The organism is Microseira sp. BLCC-F43 (assembly GCF_041929235.1).
GTDB lineage: Bacteria > Cyanobacteriota > Cyanobacteriia > Cyanobacteriales > Aerosakkonemataceae > Microseira.
Genome location: NZ_JBHFNP010000232.1, coordinates 18,596 through 43,222 on the forward strand (window position 1 = coordinate 18,596; position 24,627 = coordinate 43,222).

Annotated in this window: 23 protein-coding genes and 1 riboswitch; of the genes, 17 read left to right on the forward strand and 6 right to left on the reverse strand. The window is 45.3% G+C overall.

The window, feature by feature from the left end; translation table 11 throughout:
• Positions 1–230 precede the first annotated feature (230 nt).
• From ACE1CM_RS30805 to ACE1CM_RS30815, 3 genes are all read right to left on the reverse strand, one after another.
• A complete protein-coding gene (locus tag ACE1CM_RS30805; protein ID WP_374882671.1) occupies positions 231–1,616 on the reverse strand; it encodes a DUF3466 family protein in 1,386 nt (461 codons plus the stop codon).
• A 1,232-nt stretch (positions 1,617–2,848) separates the two neighbouring features.
• Positions 2,849–5,725, reverse strand: coding sequence for a CAAX protease (locus tag ACE1CM_RS30810; RefSeq protein WP_374882672.1), 2,877 nt, complete (start codon positions 5,723–5,725; stop codon positions 2,849–2,851).
• Positions 5,722–6,411, reverse strand: a complete 690-nt coding sequence (locus tag ACE1CM_RS30815; protein ID WP_374882673.1) for a hypothetical protein — start codon at positions 6,409–6,411, stop codon at positions 5,722–5,724. Before ACE1CM_RS30815 ends, ACE1CM_RS30810 begins: the two co-directional genes overlap by 4 nt.
• A gap of 419 nt (positions 6,412–6,830) precedes the next feature.
• Positions 6,831–6,962: riboswitch (guanidine-I (ykkC/yxkD leader) on the forward strand.
• Between the two features lie 184 nt (positions 6,963–7,146).
• On the opposite strand from ACE1CM_RS30815, the gene speB reads away from it, so the two are divergent.
• The 6 genes from speB to ACE1CM_RS30845 all read left to right on the forward strand — a co-directional run bounded on the left by speB (position 7,147) and on the right by ACE1CM_RS30845 (position 12,333).
• Positions 7,147–8,349 carry an agmatinase gene (speB, locus tag ACE1CM_RS30820; RefSeq protein WP_374882674.1) on the forward strand — a complete coding sequence of 401 codons (1,203 nt, stop codon included), beginning with the start codon at positions 7,147–7,149 and terminating at the stop codon, positions 8,347–8,349.
• 16 nt (positions 8,350–8,365) lie between these two features.
• Positions 8,366–8,746, forward strand: a complete 381-nt coding sequence (gene hypA / locus ACE1CM_RS30825) for a hydrogenase maturation nickel metallochaperone HypA (RefSeq protein ID WP_374882675.1) — start codon at positions 8,366–8,368, stop codon at positions 8,744–8,746.
• Positions 8,730–9,434 carry a hydrogenase nickel incorporation protein HypB gene (gene hypB / locus ACE1CM_RS30830; protein WP_374882676.1) on the forward strand — a complete coding sequence of 235 codons (705 nt, stop codon included), beginning with the start codon at positions 8,730–8,732 and terminating at the stop codon, positions 9,432–9,434. The genes hypA and hypB overlap by 17 nt, the downstream gene beginning before the upstream one ends.
• Positions 9,435–9,572: 138 nt before the next feature.
• Positions 9,573–10,622: an ABC transporter substrate-binding protein gene (locus tag ACE1CM_RS30835; protein WP_374882677.1), complete on the forward strand. Its 1,050-nt coding sequence runs from the start codon at positions 9,573–9,575 to the stop codon at positions 10,620–10,622.
• A gap of 36 nt (positions 10,623–10,658) precedes the next feature.
• Positions 10,659–11,510: an ABC transporter permease gene (locus ACE1CM_RS30840; protein ID WP_374882678.1), complete on the forward strand. Its 852-nt coding sequence runs from the start codon at positions 10,659–10,661 to the stop codon at positions 11,508–11,510.
• Positions 11,511–11,559: 49 nt separating this feature from the next.
• Positions 11,560–12,333 carry an ABC transporter ATP-binding protein gene (locus tag ACE1CM_RS30845; protein ID WP_374882679.1) on the forward strand — a complete coding sequence of 258 codons (774 nt, stop codon included), beginning with the start codon at positions 11,560–11,562 and terminating at the stop codon, positions 12,331–12,333.
• Between the two features lie 223 nt (positions 12,334–12,556).
• Here ACE1CM_RS30845 and ACE1CM_RS30850 read toward each other — a convergent pair whose 3' ends face one another.
• Complete coding sequence (locus ACE1CM_RS30850) at positions 12,557–12,841, reverse strand: hypothetical protein (RefSeq protein ID WP_374882680.1); 285 nt, start codon at positions 12,839–12,841, stop codon at positions 12,557–12,559.
• A gap of 371 nt (positions 12,842–13,212) precedes the next feature.
• Here ACE1CM_RS30850 and ACE1CM_RS30855 point away from each other — a divergent pair, with 371 nt between their 5' ends.
• The 7 genes from ACE1CM_RS30855 (at position 13,213) to ACE1CM_RS30885 (ending at position 19,597) form a co-directional block, all read left to right on the forward strand.
• Complete coding sequence (locus tag ACE1CM_RS30855) at positions 13,213–14,463, forward strand: NACHT domain-containing protein (RefSeq protein ID WP_374882681.1); 1,251 nt, start codon at positions 13,213–13,215, stop codon at positions 14,461–14,463.
• A gap of 42 nt (positions 14,464–14,505) precedes the next feature.
• Entirely contained in the window at positions 14,506–15,690 is a 1,185-nt protein-coding gene (locus ACE1CM_RS30860; protein ID WP_374882682.1) for a YcjF family protein, read from the forward strand.
• Between the two features lie 90 nt (positions 15,691–15,780).
• Positions 15,781–16,101 carry a 2Fe-2S iron-sulfur cluster-binding protein gene (locus ACE1CM_RS30865; RefSeq protein WP_374882683.1) on the forward strand — a complete coding sequence of 107 codons (321 nt, stop codon included), beginning with the start codon at positions 15,781–15,783 and terminating at the stop codon, positions 16,099–16,101.
• Between the two features lie 4 nt (positions 16,102–16,105).
• Positions 16,106–16,291 (forward strand): hypothetical protein, encoded by a 186-nt coding sequence (locus ACE1CM_RS30870; protein WP_374882684.1) that lies wholly within the window; start codon positions 16,106–16,108, stop codon positions 16,289–16,291.
• Between the two features lie 16 nt (positions 16,292–16,307).
• Complete coding sequence (locus ACE1CM_RS30875; protein ID WP_374882685.1) at positions 16,308–17,456, forward strand: DUF3326 domain-containing protein; 1,149 nt, start codon at positions 16,308–16,310, stop codon at positions 17,454–17,456.
• Complete coding sequence (locus ACE1CM_RS30880) at positions 17,422–18,015, forward strand: CPBP family intramembrane glutamic endopeptidase (RefSeq protein ID WP_374882686.1); 594 nt, start codon at positions 17,422–17,424, stop codon at positions 18,013–18,015. The genes ACE1CM_RS30875 and ACE1CM_RS30880 overlap by 35 nt, the downstream gene beginning before the upstream one ends.
• 31 nt (positions 18,016–18,046) lie before the next feature.
• Positions 18,047–19,597, forward strand: coding sequence for a hypothetical protein (locus tag ACE1CM_RS30885; RefSeq protein WP_374882688.1), 1,551 nt, complete (start codon positions 18,047–18,049; stop codon positions 19,595–19,597).
• A 33-nt stretch (positions 19,598–19,630) separates the two neighbouring features.
• Here ACE1CM_RS30885 and ACE1CM_RS30890 read toward each other — a convergent pair whose 3' ends face one another.
• Both ACE1CM_RS30890 and ACE1CM_RS30895 read right to left on the reverse strand, forming a co-directional pair.
• Positions 19,631–20,341, reverse strand: coding sequence for an ABC transporter ATP-binding protein (locus ACE1CM_RS30890; RefSeq protein ID WP_374882689.1), 711 nt, complete (start codon positions 20,339–20,341; stop codon positions 19,631–19,633).
• A 125-nt stretch (positions 20,342–20,466) separates the two neighbouring features.
• Complete coding sequence (locus ACE1CM_RS30895; RefSeq protein ID WP_374882690.1) at positions 20,467–21,288, reverse strand: ABC transporter ATP-binding protein; 822 nt, start codon at positions 21,286–21,288, stop codon at positions 20,467–20,469.
• A 397-nt stretch (positions 21,289–21,685) separates the two neighbouring features.
• Between ACE1CM_RS30895 and ACE1CM_RS30900 the strand changes: the two genes are divergently transcribed.
• From ACE1CM_RS30900 to ACE1CM_RS30915, 4 genes are all read left to right on the forward strand, one after another.
• Positions 21,686–22,165: a helix-turn-helix domain-containing protein gene (locus tag ACE1CM_RS30900; protein WP_374882691.1), complete on the forward strand. Its 480-nt coding sequence runs from the start codon at positions 21,686–21,688 to the stop codon at positions 22,163–22,165.
• The gene (locus tag ACE1CM_RS30905; protein WP_374882692.1) at positions 22,062–22,940 is read left to right on the forward strand and encodes an RNA-guided endonuclease InsQ/TnpB family protein; all 879 of its coding nucleotides are present in this window, start codon (positions 22,062–22,064) and stop codon (positions 22,938–22,940) included. The genes ACE1CM_RS30900 and ACE1CM_RS30905 overlap by 104 nt, the downstream gene beginning before the upstream one ends.
• 2 nt (positions 22,941–22,942) lie before the next feature.
• A complete protein-coding gene (locus ACE1CM_RS30910) occupies positions 22,943–23,089 on the forward strand; it encodes a hypothetical protein (RefSeq protein ID WP_374882693.1) in 147 nt (48 codons plus the stop codon).
• Positions 23,090–23,482: 393 nt separating this feature from the next.
• Positions 23,483–24,627, forward strand: a 1,145-nt coding sequence (locus ACE1CM_RS30915) for a DUF4114 domain-containing protein (RefSeq protein ID WP_374882694.1), incomplete at its 3' end; no start/stop codon positions are given.

Here is a 24,627-nt window from a genome sequence, read left to right on the forward strand (position 1 = left end):
CTAATAGCGAAAGTCCGTTAAAACGGACTGGTTTGATGGCATTGAGTCGGTTTTAACCGACTTGAGCTATTAGCCCGGAAATTTATTTCCGGGCGGGGTATGAGACTGATGCAAGATCTGAATCTATTTAGATCTTGCACCCCTGGGGAGGCGGCAACCCACCGCATCTGGTTCCCAGGCGGGAGCCATCTGGTTCCCAGGCGGGAGCCTGGGAACCAGAGGAACCGGGTTTAGTTGCGGCTAGAAGCTTCCTGTTGCTGCCGCTGGCGAAACGCCGCACCAGCACCCACAGCACCCAATGTTAAGAATGCCAGTGTAGAAGAAGGTTCGGGAACAGACTTGGGCGTTAAGACGAAGGCTCGCGATTGACCATTGTAAGAGCCATTGCCCACGATCTGTCCCGCATTGTTGATGCCTACTACATTGTTTAGTATCCAGCCAGGAGCAGACACCAAGTCGTTGAGGTCACTCATGCCGGTGCTGTTGTCCCAGAAGAAGGGGCGATATTGCCCATCAGCGGTGGTTGAGTAACCAATCACCTGACCATAGTTGTTGATGGCTGTGGGATAGCTATCGTAACCTCCCAGCGTACCCAGGTTAATCATGCCGCTGCTCTTGTCCCAGAAGAAAGCGCGAGGAAGCCCATCAGCGGTGGTTGAGTAACCAATCACCTGACCTAAATCGTTGATAGCAGAGGCATAGCCATAGTTACCCCCCAATGTACCCAGGTCAATCATGCCGCTGCTCTTTTCCCACAAGAAGGCGCGACGAAGCCCATCAGCGGTGTATGAAGTACCAACCACCTGACCTAAATCGTTGATGGCAGAGGCTCTGCCATAGTTACCCCCCAGACTACCCAGGTCAATCATGCCGCTGCTCTTTTCCCACAAGAAGGGATATTGCCGATAATTAAGGTAGCCCCCATAATAACTGTAATAACCGGATGAAGTACCAACGACCTGACCATAGTTGTTGATGGCAGAGGCAGAGCTATAGCGATCGTCAAAGTAACCACTTGCTGTACCCAGGTAGGTGATGCCGCTGCTCTTTTCCCAGAAGAAGGGATATAACCCATAGTAGTCGTATATGTTACCAATTACCTGACCATAGTTGTTGATGGCAGTGGCAGAAATAGATCTATAGCCACCCCCCGGTGTAGGCACCCTAATCATGCCGCTGCTCTTGTCGAAGAAGAAGAGATTTTGCTCATAGTACCCCCCATAGTACCCCCCATAGTAGGTGGTTGAAGAATTACCAATCACCTGACCATAGTCGTTAATGGCTGTGGCATTACTAGAGCTGGAGCTATAGCAAGAGCCATAGCCATAGCCATAGTTATAGCAATAGTTATAGTTACTGGGGAGTGTACCCAGGTTAGTCATGCCGCTGCTGTTGTCCCACAAGAAGGCGCGAGATTGCCCATCAGCGGTGTATGAAGTACCAACCACCTGACCATACTCGTTAATATCTGTGGCATAACTATTGTTACCCCCCAGCGTACCCACGTCTGTGAGATAAAAACTGATAGCATCGGCTCTTTGGGAGGTAGCTATTCCCAAGAATGCTGCGGCAATCAGCGCCATACCAACTTTGCAAGTATTGAGTATTTTCATCATGTTTCCTTAGCAAATTGAGTGTTTTATAAAGAAGAATGCAAAGGGTGACAGAGAATAAGTGCGAACGGGATTTTCCCCTATGAATTAGGGGTATTTCTGTTGCAACTAACTCGTATCTTTTTGTCGATTTTTGACCAAATGAATCGACAACAGCTATTAGCTTGTCATCAATGTTCGTTAATACGGTGCAGTTTTTTCCTGCTGTAACAAGGCTTTCTAAAACTATTCTTTCAGCCAAATGTGCTGATAGTTATCCTGCCAGCCACTTGATTTAAGTATTTTCATTGACCCTGACCGTTTAATTTTCTCGCATTTACCAAGCTACTTCAGTAAATTTATCATGTTGATTCAAACTGGATTGTAAGTTCACTAAAGCTTTACCGTATTTTTACGGTATATTCACAAACAGGACTTACGCAAAAAAACCGGGTTTCTACGTAAAATCCTGGGTGTGGCAACCAGAGAACGAAGAAACAAAGGTGATAAGCTCGTAGTGCGTAAGTCCTGACAAATTAACCAAGTATTTTTACTTATATGATGTCCGGCTTTTCACCCATAATTAAAACTGAGAGCGTCCCCGGCCTCCGTTGCAAACCGGAAGTTGCTAATCGCTAATTGCTAATTGCTCATGGGAGTTACGCCTGGGAACGAGAGGAGCTACCCGAGTGGCGCAGATCCAGAAACCCGGTTTCTTCAACAATACCTGCGCCAATTTTCTCAAACGCCCCCAGGTTAAAACCCTTGTCGTTACCCAGATCTCACAGCCTTGTCGCTACCCATAAAAGCCCTTGGAATAAATTCCAAGGGCTTTTAGCTAAAGTCCACTCAAGTGGACTGCTGGAAAATATTAGTTTGTTTTAACGGACTTTTGCTATTAGCCTGGGATTTGAATCCCAGGCGGGCTAGCGCCGAAACTGTTAATCAGACTGGTGAAAAAATGTGGGTAACGACAAGGGTTCAGGACTTACGCACGACGAGAAAAGAAACTTTGGTGAGACCTTGATCTCTGGTTGCCAAACCAACGATTTTTCGTATCACCAAAGTTTCTTTGCGTAAGTCCTGGGGTTAAAACCTGGGGCTACACAAACGAAGCCCGCCTACCCTTCGGGTTCCGCGTCAGCGGTACGCGGGCTGAAGTTCTTACAGACTGCGTAGGCAGCCAAAGTTTGTATAGCGACACCCTGAAGGGTGTCGGCTGTTTGGCGAAGGTATTATTCAAGAAACCGGGTTTCTTACCAACCAATTTCTGTAGGCGCAATGGGTTCAATATCAGGATCGTATCCTCCCACTTGATTGGTGCGAAGTACCCAAATCGATGCATCGCGCAACAGAAACCTCTTAGCAATCGTCTCGCTAGCTAAACGGGGTAACATGGTTCGCCAACTCAATAAACCTCTTAAAAGCGCTTCAATCGGATTGTCTTCTATACTAATTCCCAACATCTCAATATTATTTTGCCAGTCAGCACGAGCAGTGCCAAAAGGTAGCAGTCTGCGATTAATAGAATTTCCTAGTTTTACTAACTGTTCAAACCGCTGAGCTTGTTCGGGATTGTTGCTTAGCCATTCTGCTAAATTGGGATTGGCTGTAATCGCATTTTCTATGTTTTTGATCGCACCATATAGCGCTTGATTGGAATCTTGGGAACAGTTATTTGCGGGACCTACATAAGTTCCACCCGTTCCATCTCCAATTCGGTAGCGTGCCATTGCGATTTCTAAATAATAGATGAGGGTAAGTAACGGAGAGCGTTTCAATCCTTGGATATCGTAGTTTTCAGTTACCGCATCCAGTTTAATTATGATATCTGAAACCGGGCGCGTTCCCAGCCATCCCCACTGGCGATCTCCCAAAAAACGACACCATGCATTTGTCCCGGCAATTATGCCATCGATGTTGTGGGTATAAACCTGACAATATTCGATATCAAAGCATAATTCATCCGCGATTGGTTCGCGCACTACCCGCGCAATTCCATAGGCAAAATGACCGAAGAATATGGGAGTTTTAGCCGCCGGTTCGCGCTTTCTACCGCCAATGCCGCCGTAGACGTGAATCAGTAACGCGAGATCGCCTTCTTGCCATTCCTCTATCGCCGCCTGGATTTCTTGATGTTTTGGACTTAAAAGAACGGATGATACTTTGCCTTTTTGTCCTTCTACCTGCCAAGATTCTTTTTTCAGGTAATTCAGCGCCGCTTTTTTGCCGAAAATTATCTCATCGGGTTGCAATCGCAACAACCTGCGGGGCGCGATCGCTTGCACGACGAACATCCCATTTTTATCCTTTGCCCCATAAATATACCACCCCGTTTCGTTGACCGGAGACTTTTCCATATCGCGATTTGTGGAAGGGAAAACGCCATTGATATCGGCGACAACTTGCGGAATTCGCACCCTGTCTTCCACTCCATCAAATTGTTGCGATTGGCGATTAAAATGAACCACTCGGAAACAATCTGACCCATCTTCTAGCGGGTGTAAAATTTTCACCAAAGCATAATAACGCCCGGTAATTTGGACGGGTTCTTTTGATATAAATAAAGAACCGCGTTTCCTATCTGTCCTTTCGACAATAGCAACGACTTCGGGCAACTTGACAATAACATCATCATGGGGTCTTGCGCCTGCTAGTGACTCCAACGGATCGACTTGTTGCCAATGATTCAGTCGTTCTGGATGAATATAACCTTGGCTGATGCTATATTCTGTTTCTTCAGAAAAGTGGACGCTTTTAGTCACGTGGCGGACGTAAGCTTGCACAGATGGGGCATCGCTCCAACGCAAATTAACAATTTGTCCGACTAAATGTTGATATTCAGTAGGAGCGTGATGGACTTCAAAAAACACTCCTTTTACTTGGCGGCGTTCCTCTGGTTTGGGTAGAATTAAACGACCCATCCAGGGTGCGATGGCGCGATAATTTTCCAAGTTAACAGATTGTTGAATCGGATAATAACTCGGTTGATTAAACGGCGCTGACCAATACCGCTGGTAATTGCTGGGTTTCCTTCTAGGATTCTTCTGAGCAAAGGGGAATTTATCTAAAATAATTCCCTCAACGATATCAACAGTTTGCTGTAAAAAGCTAGTAGTACCATCGGGTAGAAATCGATTCGCATCAAACGGTCCTCCAGCGCCGTTGTGACCCACAGGTCCCAGGGAAATGACGCTAATTTTACCCCGACGTTTGGCGCGATTCCAATAGGATAAAAAGAAGATTTGCCAGCGCTTGGGAAACAAAACTGGTCCTTCCCTTTCGACAAAATCTTTATCGCCGACGAGGTGATAAAGATGTTCTAACTGCAAAGCATTTGTATTACCGCTTAGCACGCCGGATATAGAAATTACCTCAATCGGTGCATCCAAAGCTTGCCGTAAATAAGGCGCTGCACCCATGGCAATTTGCCCGCCACCGCTGTAACCAATTAAAGTTATTGGTATGCCACTTTCAGGTTGGTAACCGTGAGTGATGAGGCTGTTATACATCACCTGTGCGGTTCCTTGATTGTAGATCGGACCGTAGCGTTGGTCGGCAGAAACCGTGACAACTAAAGTATTGCGAATATTAATCGTACAGCCAATTAAAGCGCCGAAAATACCGACAGATGTAGACATTTGCAGTCGCTCAGCTAAGCGCCAAAAAAATGATAATAATCGGTCTTTTGTCAAGGGGCGATTCATGGGAGAATAGGGCATTAACCCGCGAATAATTAGGATATCATCGGGCAAGCGGGCGGCTAATTCATCGACAAATTGTTCTACATCTGGGAAATATCTGGATTCAGCTTGGGCAATTCCATCGAGGTAGATAACATAACGAAAGACTTTTGTTTCAGGCGGGAGGGGTTCTGCTAAAGTACCCGGATCGAGATTTTTATCGACTTGATCGCCGTACCATCCCGCCCACCATCCTAGTGCTTCTAGGGGGGAGAGAAACGCGGCAAAAATAATTGCAATCGCGCTAATAAACAGCAGGTTAATTACCAGATCCAAACTATATCCTAAAACTGCGTATGCCGCCAAATATAGTGGCTTTAACTGGGGGAAAACGACAACGGAGGTGCAGACGATTGCACCGAGTAACAGAAATTTGAATCGTTTATTCAACGTTTACCTCCCCGTTGACGTACTCTGGTAGCTATTCTACCTTGCAGTCCGTTTTGCACGATTTCCTCTAAAGCTTGCAGGTTAGTGACTAAATTAACTCCGGCAGCTGTAGTTTCTAACCAACGACCGAGAGTTATCAACGGACGCCCGATGGTGCGTTGGGATATTTGAAACACCGCCCACCCCAATACGCTACACCAAAATGTTTGCCAAGTTCCTAAACCTAATGCCACCTTTAATCCGGTTAAAAATGCTAAAAAACTCCACAATGATAGTATTACCGAAATCGGCACGCCCAGGTAAGGCAGCGCGACGAAAAAACTCAACATTTGGGGTGCATAAGCAAGTCCCAAAACGCTGGCAATTGCCGTGAATGCTGTGAGGGAAGGATAGATCGCAAACAGAATTATACTCGCCACCCAAGTACTAAGTACCCAAAAAATGTAGCTAAACGCAAATAACAGCGCCGCAATGATTAAACTGAGGATAAACCGAATCGGTTTGACGCGATTGATAAATAGAACAATCCCCTGACCTATCGCTTGGGAAAATCCTGCTATCAAGGTAATCAACAGTGCAGTTATCGTTCCAAAGGGCACAACTTGAATCTGCTCAAATGCAGATGTGTCGAGAGCGATTGCTCCCCATACTAACTCCCAAAATTTGTCTAGTGCAGTCTCCGTCATCTTTAATTACAAAGCAATTACTGAATGGACTAAAAGAAACCCGGTTTCTAAGAAAAATCGTTGGTTTGGGAACCAGAGATATGCCTCCCAACGCTAGCGCGAACAAGGTCGAAACCGGGTTTCTGACCTCCGAAGAGCGTAAGTCCTGATGAATTTTTTGTCCTCTACCATTTGGGTTAAAGTGCGATTGCTCCCAAGACATAAGCCGCACTCGTTCTTTTTGTCAAGTAAACTTCATATTTTTTTACTCCTAAATCTCACAATTTTGTAACTTTAAATACAATTAAATATTAAATTAACTGTTAGCTTACCAGGAGTTGCAGAAAATTACTCTGTAATTTTACACAGATTCGCCTAGATTACCGATGCGAGCAAAGCGTTGAGTCCTGCGGTAATTCTCAAACAAAAAAGAGGGAAAATTTAACAACTTCTAGGGTTCCGGTTTGAATAATTCAAATGCTGGTCCGAGAGAAGTAGGCTGGCTATCCTAAGTTTTTTGGTTGTTAGAGAAGGATTAGCCAGTTACACGGCGGGAGAAAAGCCCGGGAGGAATACCATCAGTCACTCAGGCTGAGTTTGTTCCCTCCTGGGTTTTCTCCATTCGTTTGTTTTGGCTTACCGACGATCCTATCACCAAAGTTTCTGCGTGGATCTTTAGTTTCAAAGCGATTTTCATAGAAACCCGGTTTCTTTGCGTCAGTCCTAAATGTTTTGAAAACAGCGAGAGGAATCAAAATGACGGAAAATCCTTCAGAAAACCCCTTATTTCAAAGTCCCGATCAAAACGGACAGGTGCCAAATCAAGCGCAACGGGCGTTAGAGATGGAATCGCGACTACCATTGACGGGGTGGCAACAGGAAGTATCGAAGGGGCTAGAATATGGACTGGAAGCGGCAGATAGCATACGCGATCGCACGATTCCCACCTTCTCGCGCGGCGAATTACCCCACTATGCCGGAATCAACACCTTCCTCAAAGCGCCCTATTTAGAAGACGTTCGCAAAGTGGGCGAATATGACGTAGCAATTGTCGGAGTTCCTCACGATTCCGGCACAACTTATCGCCCCGGAACGCGATTTGGTCCCCAAGGAATTCGCCGCATTTCTGCTTTATATAGCACCTACAACTTTGAATTAGGAATTGACCTGCGCGAGCAAATTACCCTTTGCGATGTCGGCGATATTTTCACGATTCCAGCTAACATCGAAAAGTCATTCGACCAGATTTCCAAAGGCGTCGCCCACATCTTTAATTCGGGAGCATTTCCCATAGTTTTGGGCGGCGATCACTCGATTGGATTTCCCACAGTGCGGGGAATTTGTCGGCACTTAGGCGATAAAAAAGTCGGCATTATCCACTTCGATCGCCACGTGGATACCCAGGAAACAGATTTAGACGAACGGATGCATACTTGCCCCTGGTTTCATGCCACAAATATGAAAAATGCCCCCGCTAAAAACTTAGTACAACTGGGGATTGGAGGATGGCAAGTACCGCGTCAAGGCGTCAAAGTTTGTCGAGAAAGAGCAATAAATATCCTCACGGTAACCGATATTACTGAAATGGGACTCGATGCCGCCGCAGAATTTGCCATAGAAAGAGCAACCGATGGCACCGATTGCGTGTGGATAAGTTTCGATATTGACTGCATCGATGCCGGATTTGTCCCCGGTACGGGATGGCCCGAACCAGGTGGACTTTTGCCCCGCGAAGCACTTCATTTATTAGGAAAAATCCTGCAACGCACCCCGATTTGCGGATTAGAAGTAGTCGAAGTTTCTCCCCCTTACGATATCAGCGATATTACATCGCTAATGGCAACGCGGGTAATTTGCGACACGATGGCGCATTTAGTTTTATCAGGACAACTACCGCGTAAACAAAAACCTGCCTATATCCATCCAGAATCACAACCGGAATTAGTCGCGTGGACGTAAGATCGAAGCCAAAAAAATGCACGAAACCGACATGACCAAGGCGCTAATCCTAACCGTGAGAGATTGGTGGGAATCGCAACCAGAACGACCCAAAATTTCTCACGTTCACCTCACAGTGGGAAAATTCACTTGCGTCGAACCTGTGAGTTTGCAATTCGCCTTTGAAGTTCAGACGCGCAACACATTTTTACAAGGAGCAAAACTGGTAATTCGCGAAACACCCTTAATTGCCTTCTGCCATTGTTGCCAACAAGAATATCGTCCAGAAATTGGCATACAATACGCTTGCCCAACCTGCAAATCCCCAATGGAAGATATTCGTTCTGGACGAGAACTAAAAATAGACCGGATTGAATACCATTCTGATTCAATAGAATCCTATGCACCAAACATTTGACGCAGCATTAGAAATCAATTTACTCCACGCCAATCAAGCAGGCGCAGACCATAACCGCGCTCACTTTGATGAATGGGGCATCACCTGTTTAAACATCATGAGCAGTCCAGGTGCCGGTAAAACCGTTTTACTAGAACGCACCCTAGCAGCACTCAGCAACCAATTAAAAATTGCCGTAATAGAAGGCGATATGACCACCGAATTGGATGCCGACCGCCTGCGTCAATACAACGTGCCAGTAATCGCAATTAACACCGGACGTTCCTGCCATTTAGACTCCAAAATGGTCGCCGGAGGAATTCACCAATTCGCCCACCAATACAACCCAACAGACTTCGATTTAGTCTTAGTAGAAAACGTTGGCAATCTAGTTTGTCCCGCCGAATTTGAAGTCGGCGAACATGCCAAAGTCGCCCTCTTAAGCATTACCGAAGGAGAAGACAAACCCCTGAAATATCCAGTCATGTTTCAAGAAGCAGATTGCTTATTAATTACCAAAATGGACTTAGCACCCCATTTAGACATCGACGTAAATCGCATTATCGCCAACGTCCGCCAAATGAACCCAGATTGCACCATCATTCCAATTTCTGCCAAAACAGGACAAGGACTACAAACCTGGTTTGACTGGTTGCATTTTCAGATTAATCAAACATCAACCGCACCCCACCAACTAACCCTTGCCTAGTTCGTAGTAAGGACTTTAGTCCTTACTACGAACTCTCTTCTCCCTCTAAAATCGCCTACCTCTTCCTTTCTCTTTTCTCTGCGTTCTCTGCGTCTCTGCGGTTCAAATAAAAAGGACTAAAATCCTTACTACAAACATATGAAACAGCGATCCTTACCAACCTACTGCATACTATTTCTCATCACCTTATCCCTCACCGTAAGTTGCGTTAACCCCGCCATCTACATCAAAACCACAACAGAAACCGATACAACTTCTTCATCAATTGCGGGTGCAGTTCGTTTAGGATTTAGTGCATGGCCAGGTTGGTTTCCCTGGCAAGTTACCCAAGAACAAAAAATATTTGAAGCCAACAAAGTTGCAGTAGATTTAAAATGGTTTGATGGCTATCTAGAATCTATCAGTACCTTGACAGCCGGACAAATAGATGCTAATAGCCAAACCTTAGGCGATACAGTAAATTCCATCTCCGGTGGCGCGGATAAAGTAATAGTATTAGTCAACGACTACTCCACCGGCAACGACAAAATAATTGTCCGAGAAGGCATCAACTCCATTGCCGACTTAAAAGGCAAAAAAGTTGCCGCCGAAGAAGGCACAGTCGATCACTTTCTATTACTACTAGGACTAAAACAAGCCGGTTTATCGCCACAAGATATTCAATTCGTTCCTTTAGAAACAGGGAAAGCCGCCGCCGCCTTTGTAGCAGGAAAAGTTGATGCAACCGCAGTATTCGCCCCATTTACAACCCAAGCATTAAAGCTTTCTGGCAGTAAAGAACTCTTCAGTTCTAGAGATTTTCCCGGTGCAATTTCAGATCATTTAGTCTGCACGCGCAAATTTGTAGAACAAAACCCCGATAAAGTGCAAGCAGTTGTAAATTCCTGGTTCGCCACATTAGACTTTATGCAAGCAAATCAAGAACAAGCATATAGCATTATGGCGCAACGGGCAGGCGTCAGCGTGGAAGAATACAAACAATATGCTAACGGAACTAAAATATTGACCATCGAGGAAAACTTAAAAGCCTTTCAACCGGGTAATAATATGAACTCGTTACCATTTGCTGCCCAAGAAATGAGTAAATTCCTTAAAGAAGTAGGTCTAACTAAAACCAAACCAGATATTAGCCGGTTATTTGACGATCGCTTCGTAAAAGCCTACGCAGAAAAAGCCAAAAAATCTTAAACTTCCATCAATTAACAATTAGCAATTAGCCAAATCATGAACGACAGCTTTAACCCTCGAGCAATTCAATCGCTGATTAAACCTAAAACAATTCGCCCGACTGTTTTCTGGCGACTGGCGGAAGATATTCCCAAACCCCTCAATACCGCTTTGATAATAACATCGATTGCCTTGCCATTGCTGGTGTGGTGGCTAGTAACAACCTTCGGCAACGTAGACCCCAAATTTTTACCCTCACCAGGTAAAGTTCTGGAAGCATTTGGGCGATTGTGGCGGACTCGCGAACTCCTAAAAGATACGGTAGCGAGTCTATGGCGAGTGGGGGTTGGCTTCTTTTTTGCCTCAGTTTTTGCAATTCCAGTTGGTATTTTGATGGGCAGTTTTCTCAGCATTCGCGCTTTACTGGAACCGCTGTTCGGCTTAATGCGCTACATGCCTGCCCCTGCCTTCATTCCTCTGCTAATTTTATATTTGGGCATTGGAGAAGAACCTAAAATTACGCTGATATTTATCGGGGTGTTTTTCTTCAACTCGTTGATGGTGATGGATACGGTAAAGTTCGTCCCCAAAGACTTGATTGAAGCTACGTACATTTTGGGAGGAAATCGCTGGGAAACCCTAACTCAGGTAATTTTCCCCCATGTCTTGCCTGGAATTATTGATGCTTGCCGGATTAACCTAGCCGCTGCATGGCAATTAGTAATTGTTTCAGAACTAATCGCCGCAACGGAAGGTTTAGGTCGTCGGATTAGCGTGGCGGGTCGCTTTCTTAGAACCGATGAAATTTTTGTCGGTTTGATTGTCATCGGGGCAATCGGATTGGCGTTTGATTTGTTATTTCAATACTTGCTCAGGGTTTCTTGTAAATGGGCAAGTCAGCAACGATAAACCCTGCCAATTACCAATTACCAATTACCAAAATACGGAGATTTAACCAATGTTTCTGCAAATCACTAACCTGCACAAGCACTTTGAAACAAAGCAAGGAAAGTTAGTCGTCCTGAAAGACATTAACATGGCGATCGCGCAAGGGGAATTTATCTGTACGGTAGGCGCATCGGGTTCGGGAAAATCTACCCTACTGCGGCAAATTGCTGGACTGGATAGCCCGACAATGGGAGAAGTTAAAATTGATGGCAAGCGCATCACCGCACCTGGTCCAGATCGGGGGATGGTATTTCAACATTACACGCTTTTTCCTTGGATGACGGTGCAGGAAAATACCGAATTTGGACTCAAACTTCAAGGCGTACCGAAGAAAGAACGGCGCGAACAAGCAAGTTATTATTTGAGCGTGGTGGGATTGTCTCAATTTGCTAAATCCTTGCCGAAGGAATTATCAGGTGGGATGAAACAAAGGGTGGCGATCGCGCGCGCCCTAGCTTCGGAACCTAAAGTATTATTAATGGACGAACCTTTCGGTGCATTAGACATTCACACCAAAGAATCCATGCACGAATTTATGCTCGCTCTTTGGCAGCGCACCAATATTACCGTATTCATGATTACCCACGATGTGGAAGAAGCTGTATTTCTTTCCAATCGCATTTATGCTTTGGGTGCGCGTCCTGGTACGGTAAGGAAAGAAATTCCGATTAATTTACCCTCACGCACCCACACCGTTAAACGTCACTCTATCTTCCACGACTATCGCGATGAATTGATGGAATTGCTGCGGCGACACGCACAAGAAGCGGTTGCAGCTGCTTAATTGCAATTTTAGATGGTTCCTGCTACGGAACGAAGTCATACTTCTTTTGAACTGTAGCGCGAACGCATCTTGGCGCGGATTTGTGCCATTGCAGTTGCACCATCTACGACTTCACCGCGTTGGGATGCTTCCCAACCAGTAAGTGCGTCCTGTTGGAGTTCTTGCAGTCGTCCTTGATATATGTCTAAAAAGAGGTAATCTTGTCGTAACTTATCAGCCCCTATCAGCCCCTGGGAGTAAAATACTCTCTACGGGTCTGCTGCTTCAAACCCCGTTTGGTAACAATAACTGAATATCCGTCAAGCTCTACATCGTTTTTATCTATCTCCATGTTGACTAGGTAGCACCTCAAAGCCTCTTCTAAAGTAGAAAATTCATACCCAAATCCGCCATTCTGGAAAAATAGTCGTTTTGGATGAAATAGCGGATATTTTTTTTCGCTCATATTATTTAGAGGTTTTCTGGGATGGGTGAGGGTTTCTCGGAAAAATCGTCGCTTTGGAACCATAGATCCCAGCAGGCAACAAAGGTGATAGGAACCCCCTTGGGTAATATGATGTCCGCCTAATTACCCTAAATAAAAATCTCGACCCGTCACCGTGTCACCTTGTCAGGAGCGTCATTCCTAGTTTAACCGGACATGATATAAGTCCTGGGGTGATTGGATTTCGCTTGCTATTTGGTTTTCAGCGCCCATCCTCTCCACAACCTTGGCGGGGTGCTTACCCATTTGCGTCGCCATTGCCCCAAAACCCCAAACCGAAGGCTACAATTTCCGTAATTCCAGCAATACAGCCAAAAGCTAGAGAAAATTTGCTCGAAGCGGGTGCTATTCTTATTTATTTGGAGGGGAACTTTCACCCGAAGCGGAAGCAGCTTATGTCAACCAAAATTAATCGCCATCTAGTTAATAAGTTGCTAGAAGCTGTCAAGCGTGAGGTTAACCAAAGGCTAGAACAGTCATTGCACAGTGCCGTGGCAATCGATTTGCGTAAAGAAAAACCACCCGAACTCTTGCCGAGACTTTGCGATCTTGAAGTTAAAATCGGCAATCGTCCCAATTTTCGGTTACCTCCAGACAAAAGCGTTACGAATGTTTTTGACGAGTCACAGGGCAAGTTACTGATTTTGGGTTCGTTGGGAGGCGGGAAAACTACCACGCTGCTGGAACTTGCCCAAGATTTGATCGCTCGCGCCCAAAACGACCCAGAACAACCTATTCCAGTTTTATTTGACCTTTTATCTTGGAAAAAAAACCTCAGCCTCGCTGATTGGATCGTCGCTGAACTCAAGTCAAAATATGGCATTCAGGATAAAATTGGCAAGCAACTGATACAGCAGCAAAAGTTACTGCCCCTACTCGATGGATTGGACGAACTGGAACCAAGGCAGCGAGAATTATGTTTGCAAGCGATTAATCGGCTGCTGGTAGGAGAACATCCAGTCAAGCATCTGGTTGTCTGCACTCCCCTAGAAGAGTATAAGCGCTGCAAAACCCGGTTAAGATTGCAGGGAGCGGTCTATTTGCGACCCTTGACTGAGGCACAAATTAAAGCATATTTGGTCGGTGCAAGCAGCCTCCAGCTTTGGTACGCTATCGAGGACGATCCAAACTTGCTGGAATTGGTGAAAGCACCGCTGTTTTTGTCCATGATGACTTTAGCCTACGAGGAAATTTTAATTCACGCTTGGAAACGCCTCCCCTCTAAGGAAGAACGTCTTAAATATTTGTTAAATGCTTACCTTCGTTGGCTGCTAACCCGGAAAATTAAAAGTCGGTACTATCGAAAAGAACCGCGCCCCGAAGCAACTCGTCCTTGGCTGGTTTTTTTAGCGAAAAGAATGAAAGAAGACAAGCAGGTAGAGTTTGCTATGTCGCAAATTTCCCCACAATGGTTACAGACTAATTCTCAAAAAAGCACCTACCGTCTCGGAATCGGTCTAACCTTGGGCGGTATTGCCGGAATGCGAGGTTTCGTCCTCCATTTCATCCTTTGGCGTAATGGTTATATCCCCTGGAATTATTCTCGTTTTTTGGGTTTAGCGACTGAAAGAAGATTTTTGCAAAAATTCGGCAATCGCTATCGCTTCACCCACGAATTGCTCAGAGAACATTTGGCTCAAATGTGATGGGTAATTGGTAATTGGTATTAAAAGATGGAGTAAAATGAAATGGCAGAGCGGGATTTTTCGTTAGATGATATTTTAACTAAAATAAGCGAAGCGTATAAAAATGCGGAAACTAAAGTAGGGCAATGTAATGTTTTGGTAATCGGGAAAACGGGGGTGGGAAAAAGTACGCTGATTAACGCCGTGTTTCGCGCTCGCTTGGCAGAAACCGGCGTCGGTAGACCGATTACCCAAGGCATCCGCCAATATACTAAGGAAAATTGCCCGATTACCGTATACGATACCCCCGGACTCGAACTCGATGCCGAACAAATTCAACAAGTCCAGCTAGAAATTGCCGAATTAATTGAAGATAAAAGACTGCTGCCGGTTAAAGAACACATTCACGTTGTTTGGTATTGTATCAACCACGAAGCGCACCGCTTTGAAGACATCGAGGAAGATTGGATTAAAACGCTTTACCTCAAAGAAGTTCCGGTAATTCTCATCCTGACTCAAGCAGTCTCCGTCGATGAGGAAGAACGCAGCGATTTTATATTCTTCTTAGAAAAGAAGAATCTCCCCGTTAGTTATGTTATTCCAGTCTTAGCCGAATCTAAACGGGTAGGCAGATATCCAGTAGAAAGTTACGGGTTAAAACGCTTAGTAGAGGCAACTTTTGAACTTTTGCCGGAGGTGGCAAGAAAAGCCTTTGTTAAAGAACAAATGGCGAGTATTAATTTAAAAGCAGAAGCCGCTTTTAAATATGTTACCGGATATGTTGCCAGTTCCGCATTGGTGGGGGCAGCACCGATTCCCTTTGCCGATTCGTTGATTTTAGTACCAATGCAAACAACCATGCTGGCACATATCAGCGTTATCTTTGGCATGCCGTTTGATAAAGCATTTATCAGTACGATATTATCTGCCATTTTTGGCACGGGCGGGGTAACCGCATCCGGCAGATTTATTGTGACCAATTTAATCAAAATGGTACCGGGTGCAGGTACGGTAATAGGGGGAGCGATTGCAGCATCCACCGCCGCCACCTTAACCCTAGCACTGGGATTAGCTTACATCGAACTGCTCAAAAGATACATGAAAGCTAAAATCCACGGGGAAACAATATCCTTATCCGACTCTTCGAGAATTTTTATTGACTTGTACAAAGGTTATATGCAAACGGGTTCCAGAACGCTCAAACAAGAAGAAACCGCCCCCCCTCCCCGCGAAATTAATATAGAATAAGTGTCCGCAAAGCGGTAAAATAATCCCTGGACGGGTACTGGCTATCTCTACCAATCGCCCGTTAATAGAATTAAGCAGATACCAGATACGATGACCCAAACTTACAACGTCGAAATTCGTCACCAAGGTAGTACCCACACCATACAAGTGCCAGAAGATCAAAAGATTCTGCGCGCTGCCTCCGCCGCTGGGATAGAATTGCCAAATTCCTGCAATGCAGGGGTTTGTACTACCTGTGCCGCCCAAATTATTAATGGTGGAAAAGTAGATCAAACTGATGGCATGGGTGTAGGACCAGATCTTCAAAAAGAAGGTTATGTTCTGCTATGCGTCGCCTATCCCCGGTCCGATTTAATTATAGAATCGGAAAAAGAAGAAGAAGTTTATAATCGTCAATTTGGACAACCTTAAAATTATGACCACCCATTTCATTACCGCAGAAATTGACCTCACCGAATCTCCCGCTAAACTGAATCAAGCAATTGAATCGGAATTAAAAAAACGCGGAGAACCCCTACGTTGGGCAATTACAAATGTCGATGCCAAACAGGAAAAAGCAACCGTAGAAGCAATTGTTACCAATCCCAAATCCCAAATCTAAAATCTGAAATCTGCAATTGACCCAACGTCCTTACACCGTCGTATTAATTGTACCCACCGGCATTGGAGCGGCAATTGGGGGTTATGCAGGTGATGCGCTACCAGTCGCGCGCGCCATCGCTCAAACCTGCGATCGTCTCATCACCCACCCCAATGTCCTCAACGGCGCTATGCTCTATTGGCCTATCGATAACGCATTCTACGTCGAAGGCTACGGACTGGACAAATTCGCCGCCGGATGCTGGGGACTGCAACCCGTGCATCAAAACCGCATCGGTTTAATCCTCGATCGGGGAATTGAACCCGACTTGCAACTGCGTCAAATTCAGGCCGCAGAGGCCGCTAGAGCCACGCTGGGACTGAGTTTGACCGACTACATAATCACCGATGCACCTTTGGGGGTAGAACTGCGGGTAGCCGCTTCTGGGGCATCCTGGGGGACAATTGAAAATCCAGATAGCTTGTTGCGGGCAGCCGAAGTTTTGATTACCAAAGCGAGGGCAGAAGCGATCGCAGTCGTCGCCCGCTTCCCAGAAGATATCGATAGTCAAGCGTTGCAAAACTATCGCCAGGGGAAAGGCGTAGATCCGATCGCCGGTGCAGAAGCGGTCATCAGTCATCTAGTCGTGCGAAAATTCCAAATACCCTGCGCCCACGCCCCCGCCTTCTTACCCACCCCCCTCGACCCCCACCTCTCCCCCCGTTCCGCCGCCGAAGAATTAGGCTATACCTTCCTCCCCTGCGTCCTCGCCGGACTAAGTCGCGCCCCGCAGTTCGTCAGCAGAGGGGCAGGTGAGCAGAATGACCAATTACCAATTACCAACTACCAATTACCAATTAGCAATGAGCAATTAGCAATTAGCATCTGGGCAAACCAAGTAGACTCTGTCGTCGTCCCCGCCGATGCTTGTGGAGGAAGCGCTATCTTGAGTTTGAGCGATCGCGCGCTCGTTATCGCCGTCGCAGAAAACCAAACCGTTTTGCGAGTTCCCCCCGAACCTTTAGGCATTAAAGCATTGCGGGTAAACTCTTATTTAGAGGCATTGGGCGTTTTAGTTGCTCATCGAGCCGGAATTAGTCCCGCTGCCCTCCGTCCGCACCTCTCACCCCTAAGTTGCATAACACGAACTGGTGACCAAACCACTACCCGAACAACCGGAATTTGAACCCCTGACGCGCACCCAATTGCTGATCGCAATGGGCGTGACCGCTATTGTATTGCTTGTCGTTGCTAAACTTTGGCAGCACTTTGGTTCTGTCTCCCTACTGCCGGTTAAATGGAAAATCGAGGCATTCCCCCAAGGACTGGGTATCGGATTCTTAATTACTGCTGCCAGTAGCTTGGTGTATCGCCTTTGGCCTGCGTATCGCCAAAGTGCAGATTTATACTTAGAAATGGTGCTAAAACCTTTATTGCTGCCAGATATTATTTGGCTGGGATTGTTGCCCGGTTTGAGTGAAGAATTGTTATTCCGAGGCGTTATGTTGCCCGCTTTGGGGTTAGATATGCCAGGGTTACTTTTCACCAGCCTTTGTTTTGGCCTTTTGCACCTCAGTGGAATAGAACAATGGCCTTATGCCGTCTGGGCAAGCGTTGTCGGTTTCATACTCGGATATAGCGTTCTAACAACGGGCAATTTGTTAGTGCCAATTGTGGCTCATGTAATTACAAATTTGGTTTCTAGCTATCTTTGGAAGCTCGATTCATTCAGGAATAAAAGTTAACCTTATTCTGGCCTGATTCGCTGACTGAAAAATGAGAACTTTAAAGGCTTGGATTACCAACAATAAAGTCGTCGCGGCTTTAGCTATATTCTTAATCATCGAAGGAATATTCTATCTCCTATTTGCCCATCGAATAGTTGAGTCAATTTACAAGAGTGAATCCTCTGAATTATTGAATCAATTTTTGTTAGTACGAGATCGACATACACTCAGTTTTTATATCCAAAGAACAGATAGGTTATTTATTGCATTCAACGCCTTGGGAACCTGTATTGTCTTAGCTCTATCTGCGATTTATAAACAATTGAAAAAACCTCGGAGATTTGCTGAGCTTTTAACCCAAGATATTAAAAGCTTCATCATAATTTTATATGATAATAAAAAAAATATTATTTTTCTACTTTCCCTATCTCTGCTGTTTTACGTCCTGTACCTCATAATAGGAACGCGCCTAATACCAGAATTCTACAATTATAATTTTTTTGGCGCAGATCATACCGAAACAATTCCTGGTTGGACTTCACGTGAGTACAACCAGGAACATAAAGGATCTCATCCTTTAATTTTACTGATGGTCGATCCATTGGCAATATTGCTGTATAGTTTAACTTTTTCCCAAGAAAAAACGGTAGTAATTCTCAACTGTTTTTTCGGTTTCCTCGCTATTTTAGCAGCATCGACACTGTTTTGGCTCCTGACCAAAAACCGGGTAATAACCGCAATTCTAACTGCTGTGCTTGGTTTGAGCATGAGTCACCTAGTATTTAGCACGCTACCAGAAACCTATGCCCTAGCTAGCTGTAGCGCCATCGCAACATACGTTTTATTTTTGGTTTGTTTGCGGAATCAAAAAATCTACTATATATACTGGATAGTAGCTGGGTTATTCTCGTTTGGTGTAACAATTACCAACTTTAGCCAAACTGTAATTTGTTTCACAGCGATCGCATTTACTTTGAAGAAAGAACGCAGAGCGATCGCTATCTTAGAATATGTGAGCTTAGTTGTATTTTTTGCTTTTATACTCAGCGTTATTCAGTGGCGAATCTTCCCAAATGCCAAATTTTTCTTTCTGCCTGAAACCCTCGAATGGGAGTTAAAATATGTAAAAATAACTATTCTAAATCAGCCATTTTTAGTCATTCAAGAACTTCTCAAAAATTTCTTCCTCGTTAACTTTGTAGCCCCATCTACCTTTGGATCAATTAGTCCGCAGGTTTCAAGTATTATACCTCTAACCTTTTTTAATCGTCCTTTAGAATATAGTTTTATCGGTTATATAGGAGCAGTTCTCTGGGTTAGCTTATTCATCGCTGGTTGTTTGAGAAACATGCTAACTATCAGACAGAATATTTTTCTCGTTGCCGTTTCTTGTTCTATCCTATTTAATATGGCTATACACTCATTTTTTGGCGGCAACGAAATGTTTCTTTATTCCTGTAACTTTACTTTCCTAATTCTCCTGTTAGCTGTCAATCGTTTCTGGTTTGGGAAAACATACTTCAGAGTAGGTGTAACCATACTAATTTTTCTAATGGCAACCAATAACTTGATGATTTTCAAGCAAATTATTTCCGGATAAATTCAACGAAATTGCTCTACAAAAGTTATTTAATCACCCTAAATAAGCCTGCTTGACTCGCTGATCATTGAGAAAATCCGACGCTTTTCCTGTGAGGGTAATACAACCCGCCTCAAGCACATAACCTCGGTCAGCAATTTGTAAGGCGAGATTGGCGTTTTGTTCAACTAATAGGATAGTAACGCCTGTGGCGCGCAAATTTTGAATAATTGAAAAAATCTCGCGCACAATTGCTGGAGCAAGACCGAGACTTGGTTCATCCAATAGTAACAGTTTTGGACGACTCATGAGGGCGCGCGCGATCGCCAGCATTTGTTGTTCTCCTCCACTCAGGGTTCCTGCTAGTTGATGGCGTCGTTCTGCCAAACGGGGGAACAACTGAAATTGTTTATTAATATCCGCCTTAATTTCTGCCGAATTAGAACGAATATAAGCACCTAATTCCAAATTATCTAAAACCGTTTGCCTCGCTAAAACTCGCCGTCCTTCAGGGGAGTGGGCAATCCCCAGTTGTACTACTTCATGGGATGGGCGACGGGTAATGTTGCGTCCGTTGTAAATAATTTCGCCTCGGCGGGGATTAATTAATCTGGAAATAGCGCGTAGGGTTGTACTTTTTCCGGCGCCGTTTGCCCCAATCAGGGTAACAACTTCGCCAGTCTCTACAATTAGATTTACATCTTTTAAGGCTTGAATGCCTCCATAGTTAACAAAAAGATTGTTAATTTCTAGTAGTTTAGTCATAAAATAATTTGAAATTTGGTAATTGGTAATTGGTCATTGCTAATTGCTAATTGCTAATTGCTAATTGCTCATTCTGCTCCGAAGCTCCTCTGCCCCCCTGCTCACCTGCACCTGAAGCTCCATGATTATTCATCGCCTAAATAGGCTTCAATTACAGTTGGATCGTTTCTGACCACAGCAGGTGCGCCCAAGGCGATCAATTTGCCAAAGTTTAACACGGCAATGCGATCGCATAACCCCATGACTAAAGGTACGTGGTGTTCGATCAAGATGACAGTTAAGTTAAAGCGAGAGCGAATATCGCGAATAAACTCGCCCAGTTGATGCTTCTCGCTGGGGTTCATTCCCGCTGCGGGTTCATCTAGCAGCAAGACTTGGGGTTCGAGGGCGAGGGCGCGGGCAATTTCCAAGCGACGCTGATCGCCGTAGGGGAAGTTTTTGGCTTTTTCTTGGGCGCGATCGCTCAATCCTACCATTTCTAATAACTCCTGCGCCTTTTGTTTCGTTTCCCTTTCTTGCTTCACAGCAGCAGGTAACCCCAACATCCCCGAAACAAGGGCAGATACGGCATTACCGTTGCGACTGTGGACGTGGCGTCCAATTGTGACATTTTCCAGCGCCGAAAGTTCGCCAAACAAGCGAATATTCTGGAACGTGCGAGAAATACCTTTAGCGGCGATTTCATGGGGGCGTTGTTGGGAAACTTCCTCCCCTCGGTAAATTAACTGTCCGCTGGAAGGTTGCAGCAGACAGGTGATCAGATTAAACAGCGTTGTTTTGCCCGCACCATTGGGACCAATCAGTCCAAATATCTCGTGTTTTTGGACTGCAAACGATACGTTATTAACCGCAACCAAACCCCCAAAGCGGCGCGTCAGGTCTTTGGCTTCTAGGATGGTACTGTTGTCTTCTGCGGGCATTTTCTCAGCGAGGTTTTGGTCAGTCATTTGGGCGTATTCAATTGAGGGATACAGGACTTACGCAAAGAAACCGGGTTTCTCGGAAAAATCTTCGGTTTGACAACCAGAGATCTACTTACATCTTGCACCACGGGAGGCAGAGCCTCCCGGATCTCGTTCCCAGGTTCAACCTGGGAACGAAAATACTGAGGCTGCTGCCTCAAGGTGCAAGATTTGAGATCTACGCAGAAACCCGGTTTCTCAGATCGTCCTGCGTAAGTCCTGGGACATTTAAATAGCCCCTTATCCTGATTGTCTCTTTAACTAATCTCGCGGAATTCCCCATCCGTCTACACGGTGGGGATGGATAGCGACGGCGCGGGAGCGCCAATCTCTTTTTGGGTAAATGTCTACCACTGCTTATTAAGTGTGGTAGAAATAGGAGATGCTAACAATGAACTACACCTACCGCATTTATCTGGACCTTCACCAATCGGCAATGATGCTCGAATGGTTGGAAACGTCGCGCAAAGTTTATAACCGAGCGCTGCGTGAATTGAAGGATTGGACGGGTTCGCGTAAGTGTTTGGTGGATCGGTGTTCCATTGAGCGGGAATATATCATTCCTGCCGATGTCCCGTTTGGGTCCTATCATCGTCAGCAAAATGATCTGCCCAAGCTGAAAGAGTTTTGGACAGAACTGAAGAATGTCCATTCTCAAGTGCTGCAAACCACGATTCGGAGATTGCATGACACGTGGGAAGCCTTTCAAGAGCGTGGGTATGGATTCCCACGATTCAAAAAGTTTGGACAATTCAAGTATGCTCGTGTTTCCACAGTTCAAGACCGATCCGATTGTGGGGAGCAGTATCAATCTGCCAAAGATTGGTCATGTCCCCATGAGTTTGTCTCGTCCGATTCCTGACGGGTTCAAGGTGAAACAAGTGCGGGTCTTGTCGAAAGCTCGTGGAACCCAATGGTATGTGGTGGTTTCGATTCAGTCCGATGTCTCGGTGCCTGACGCTCCCTTTCATGGGAGAGCCATCGGCATCGATCTTGGGCTGGAACGATTTGCAACGGTATCGGATGGAAGCTTTTTTGAACGCCCCAAGTTTCTTAAGTCTCAACATCGCAAGCTGAAATTGCTGCAAGGTCGAGCGGCTAGAAAACAAAAGCGTTCTGCCAACTCCGAAAAAGCGCAAATCAAGATTGCCCGATTGCATCATCACATTGCCAACACCCGCAAAGACTTTCATCTCAAAACGGCTCACAAGCTCTGCGATCAAGCTCAAGCCATCTTTGCTGAAGATCTCAATACCGTTGGACTCAATCGAGGAATGCTTCGCAAAGATTGCATTGATGCCTCCTTTTCTCAATTCTTGAGTTTGTTGGAATGGGTATGCTGGAAGCGTGGCGCGTTCTTCATGGGTGTCAATCCTAACAGCACGTCCCAAACTTGCCCGCAGTGTGGCGCAACGGTGAAAAAGTCGCTGGATGTCAGAGATCACCATTGTCCTGAATGTGGCTATCAAACTCATCGAGATCGTGCTGCTGCTGAGATGGTGTTATTGCGTGGATTGAATCTAGTACCCGTGGACAATCGGGGAAGGGAAACTGCCTGTGCAGGCGTACTACCGGGGTCAGAAATGACTAGGCAAGTGCCGAAAGCCCGTAAGGGAATAACCAGGAAAGTCAAGTAGCGATGCTTGGAATCCCCATCCTATGCGGTGGGGAGGATGTCAATTATCCAGGCCATGCAGCTCAGGTTTTATCTATTTTGATGGCAAGCGGGATTGATATCATGTCCGGTTCTTCACCCATATTTTGGACTCACTTGGGAGAACGGTGACACGGTGACGGGTCGATATTTTTATTAAGAGTGATTGGGCGGACATCATATGACCCCCAGCTTTGTTAAGTTATATCACAAAAGTAATATACAAGTTATAACTTTTGCGACTTTCTTCCCTTCCCGCAACTAGGTTACAGCGGATTGCTTTTCGGCTGAGGTACAGCCTTTTGGCTTTGTTTGTGTAGCGGCAGCATTAATGCTGCCGCTATACAAACGAAGCCTCTACGGGCTGCAAACCGCTATAATACCGATTTTTCCGCTCGCAAGTCAGAGTACTTTAATTTATAATTTAAGTGAGACAAACTATAGTCTACACCTAGATATAGACAAAACTAGGGTAACCTATTTCATCTTCACAAACTCTTCGGGGCATTTTCTAAGAGAGGGAATATGTCTAACTTTGATATTGGTAGTCTGAGCAGCAGCCAGAACTATTCGGGTTTGATTGGCGGTGGGAATCGATTTGACCTATATAACTTCAGCGTCAAAGAGTCTGGTAGTTTTAGCCTGTCGCTGAACGGTTTGAGCGATAATGCGGATGTGCAACTGCTCAATAGCAGTGGAGAGGTGTTGTATAGTTCTGCTGCTTTGGGAATAAGTGCGGAAGCGATCGCACTCAATAACTTGGCGGCGGGTAACTATGCGGTGCGGGTGTTGCAAGTTGGCGGTAGTACCAACTACAACCTGAATCTGGCTGCTAACCCTCAAGTCGAGCCTCTCACTGGGATGGATCTTATATCCGGTTACTTTACGGTAGGTGAAAGCGGACAGGTAGGTGTCGATCCTTTATTTGACGGTGGTTGGTACAAAGGTGAGCTAGCCGTTTTCAGTTTGGAGGGGATGGAGAAATATGTCCCCGGATCGGAGGAGTTTATTAAGGAGGCGGTTGTGCGATCGCTCTCCAACTCGGAGCAAGGTTACGTAGTCTTTTCCGATGCATCGGAAGACGCCAAGTTTAGCGGTGGTTTAGGAGAAGGGAATTACAACGACGGAAAATACTTTGGCGAAAAGACATTTGCAATGAAGCCGGGGGATAAATTTGGCTTCATGCTAATTCCCAATGGTAAAGTGCAGGATGTGTTAAATAATCCTGCAATTGGTGCAGACAAACGTCCGTTATTTTCTTTAGTAATAGCCAATCCGAATCAAGGTTTTCACATCGGTCAAATTGCCGATATTAATGGGCAAGGTAATACTTTTTCGATTGAAGATCAAAGAGTTGATACTGGATCGGATAAAGATTACAACGACCTGATTTTTCAAGTCAGTGGTGCAACCGGGAAAGCGATAAAAATCGATGAAGTTATTAACCAGACAAAAGATTGGCGCAATTCTGAGAAGGGTAAGCAATTGCTCGATGATATTAAACCAGAACAATCAGTCGAGGGTATACCTATTATCGAAACGATTCCTGTTGTCGAAACTCAGCCGATAGTCGAAACGATTCCTGTTGTCGAAACTCAGCCGATAGTCGAAACGATTCCTGTTGTCGAAACTCAGCCGATAGTCGAAACGATTCCTGTTGTCGAAACTCA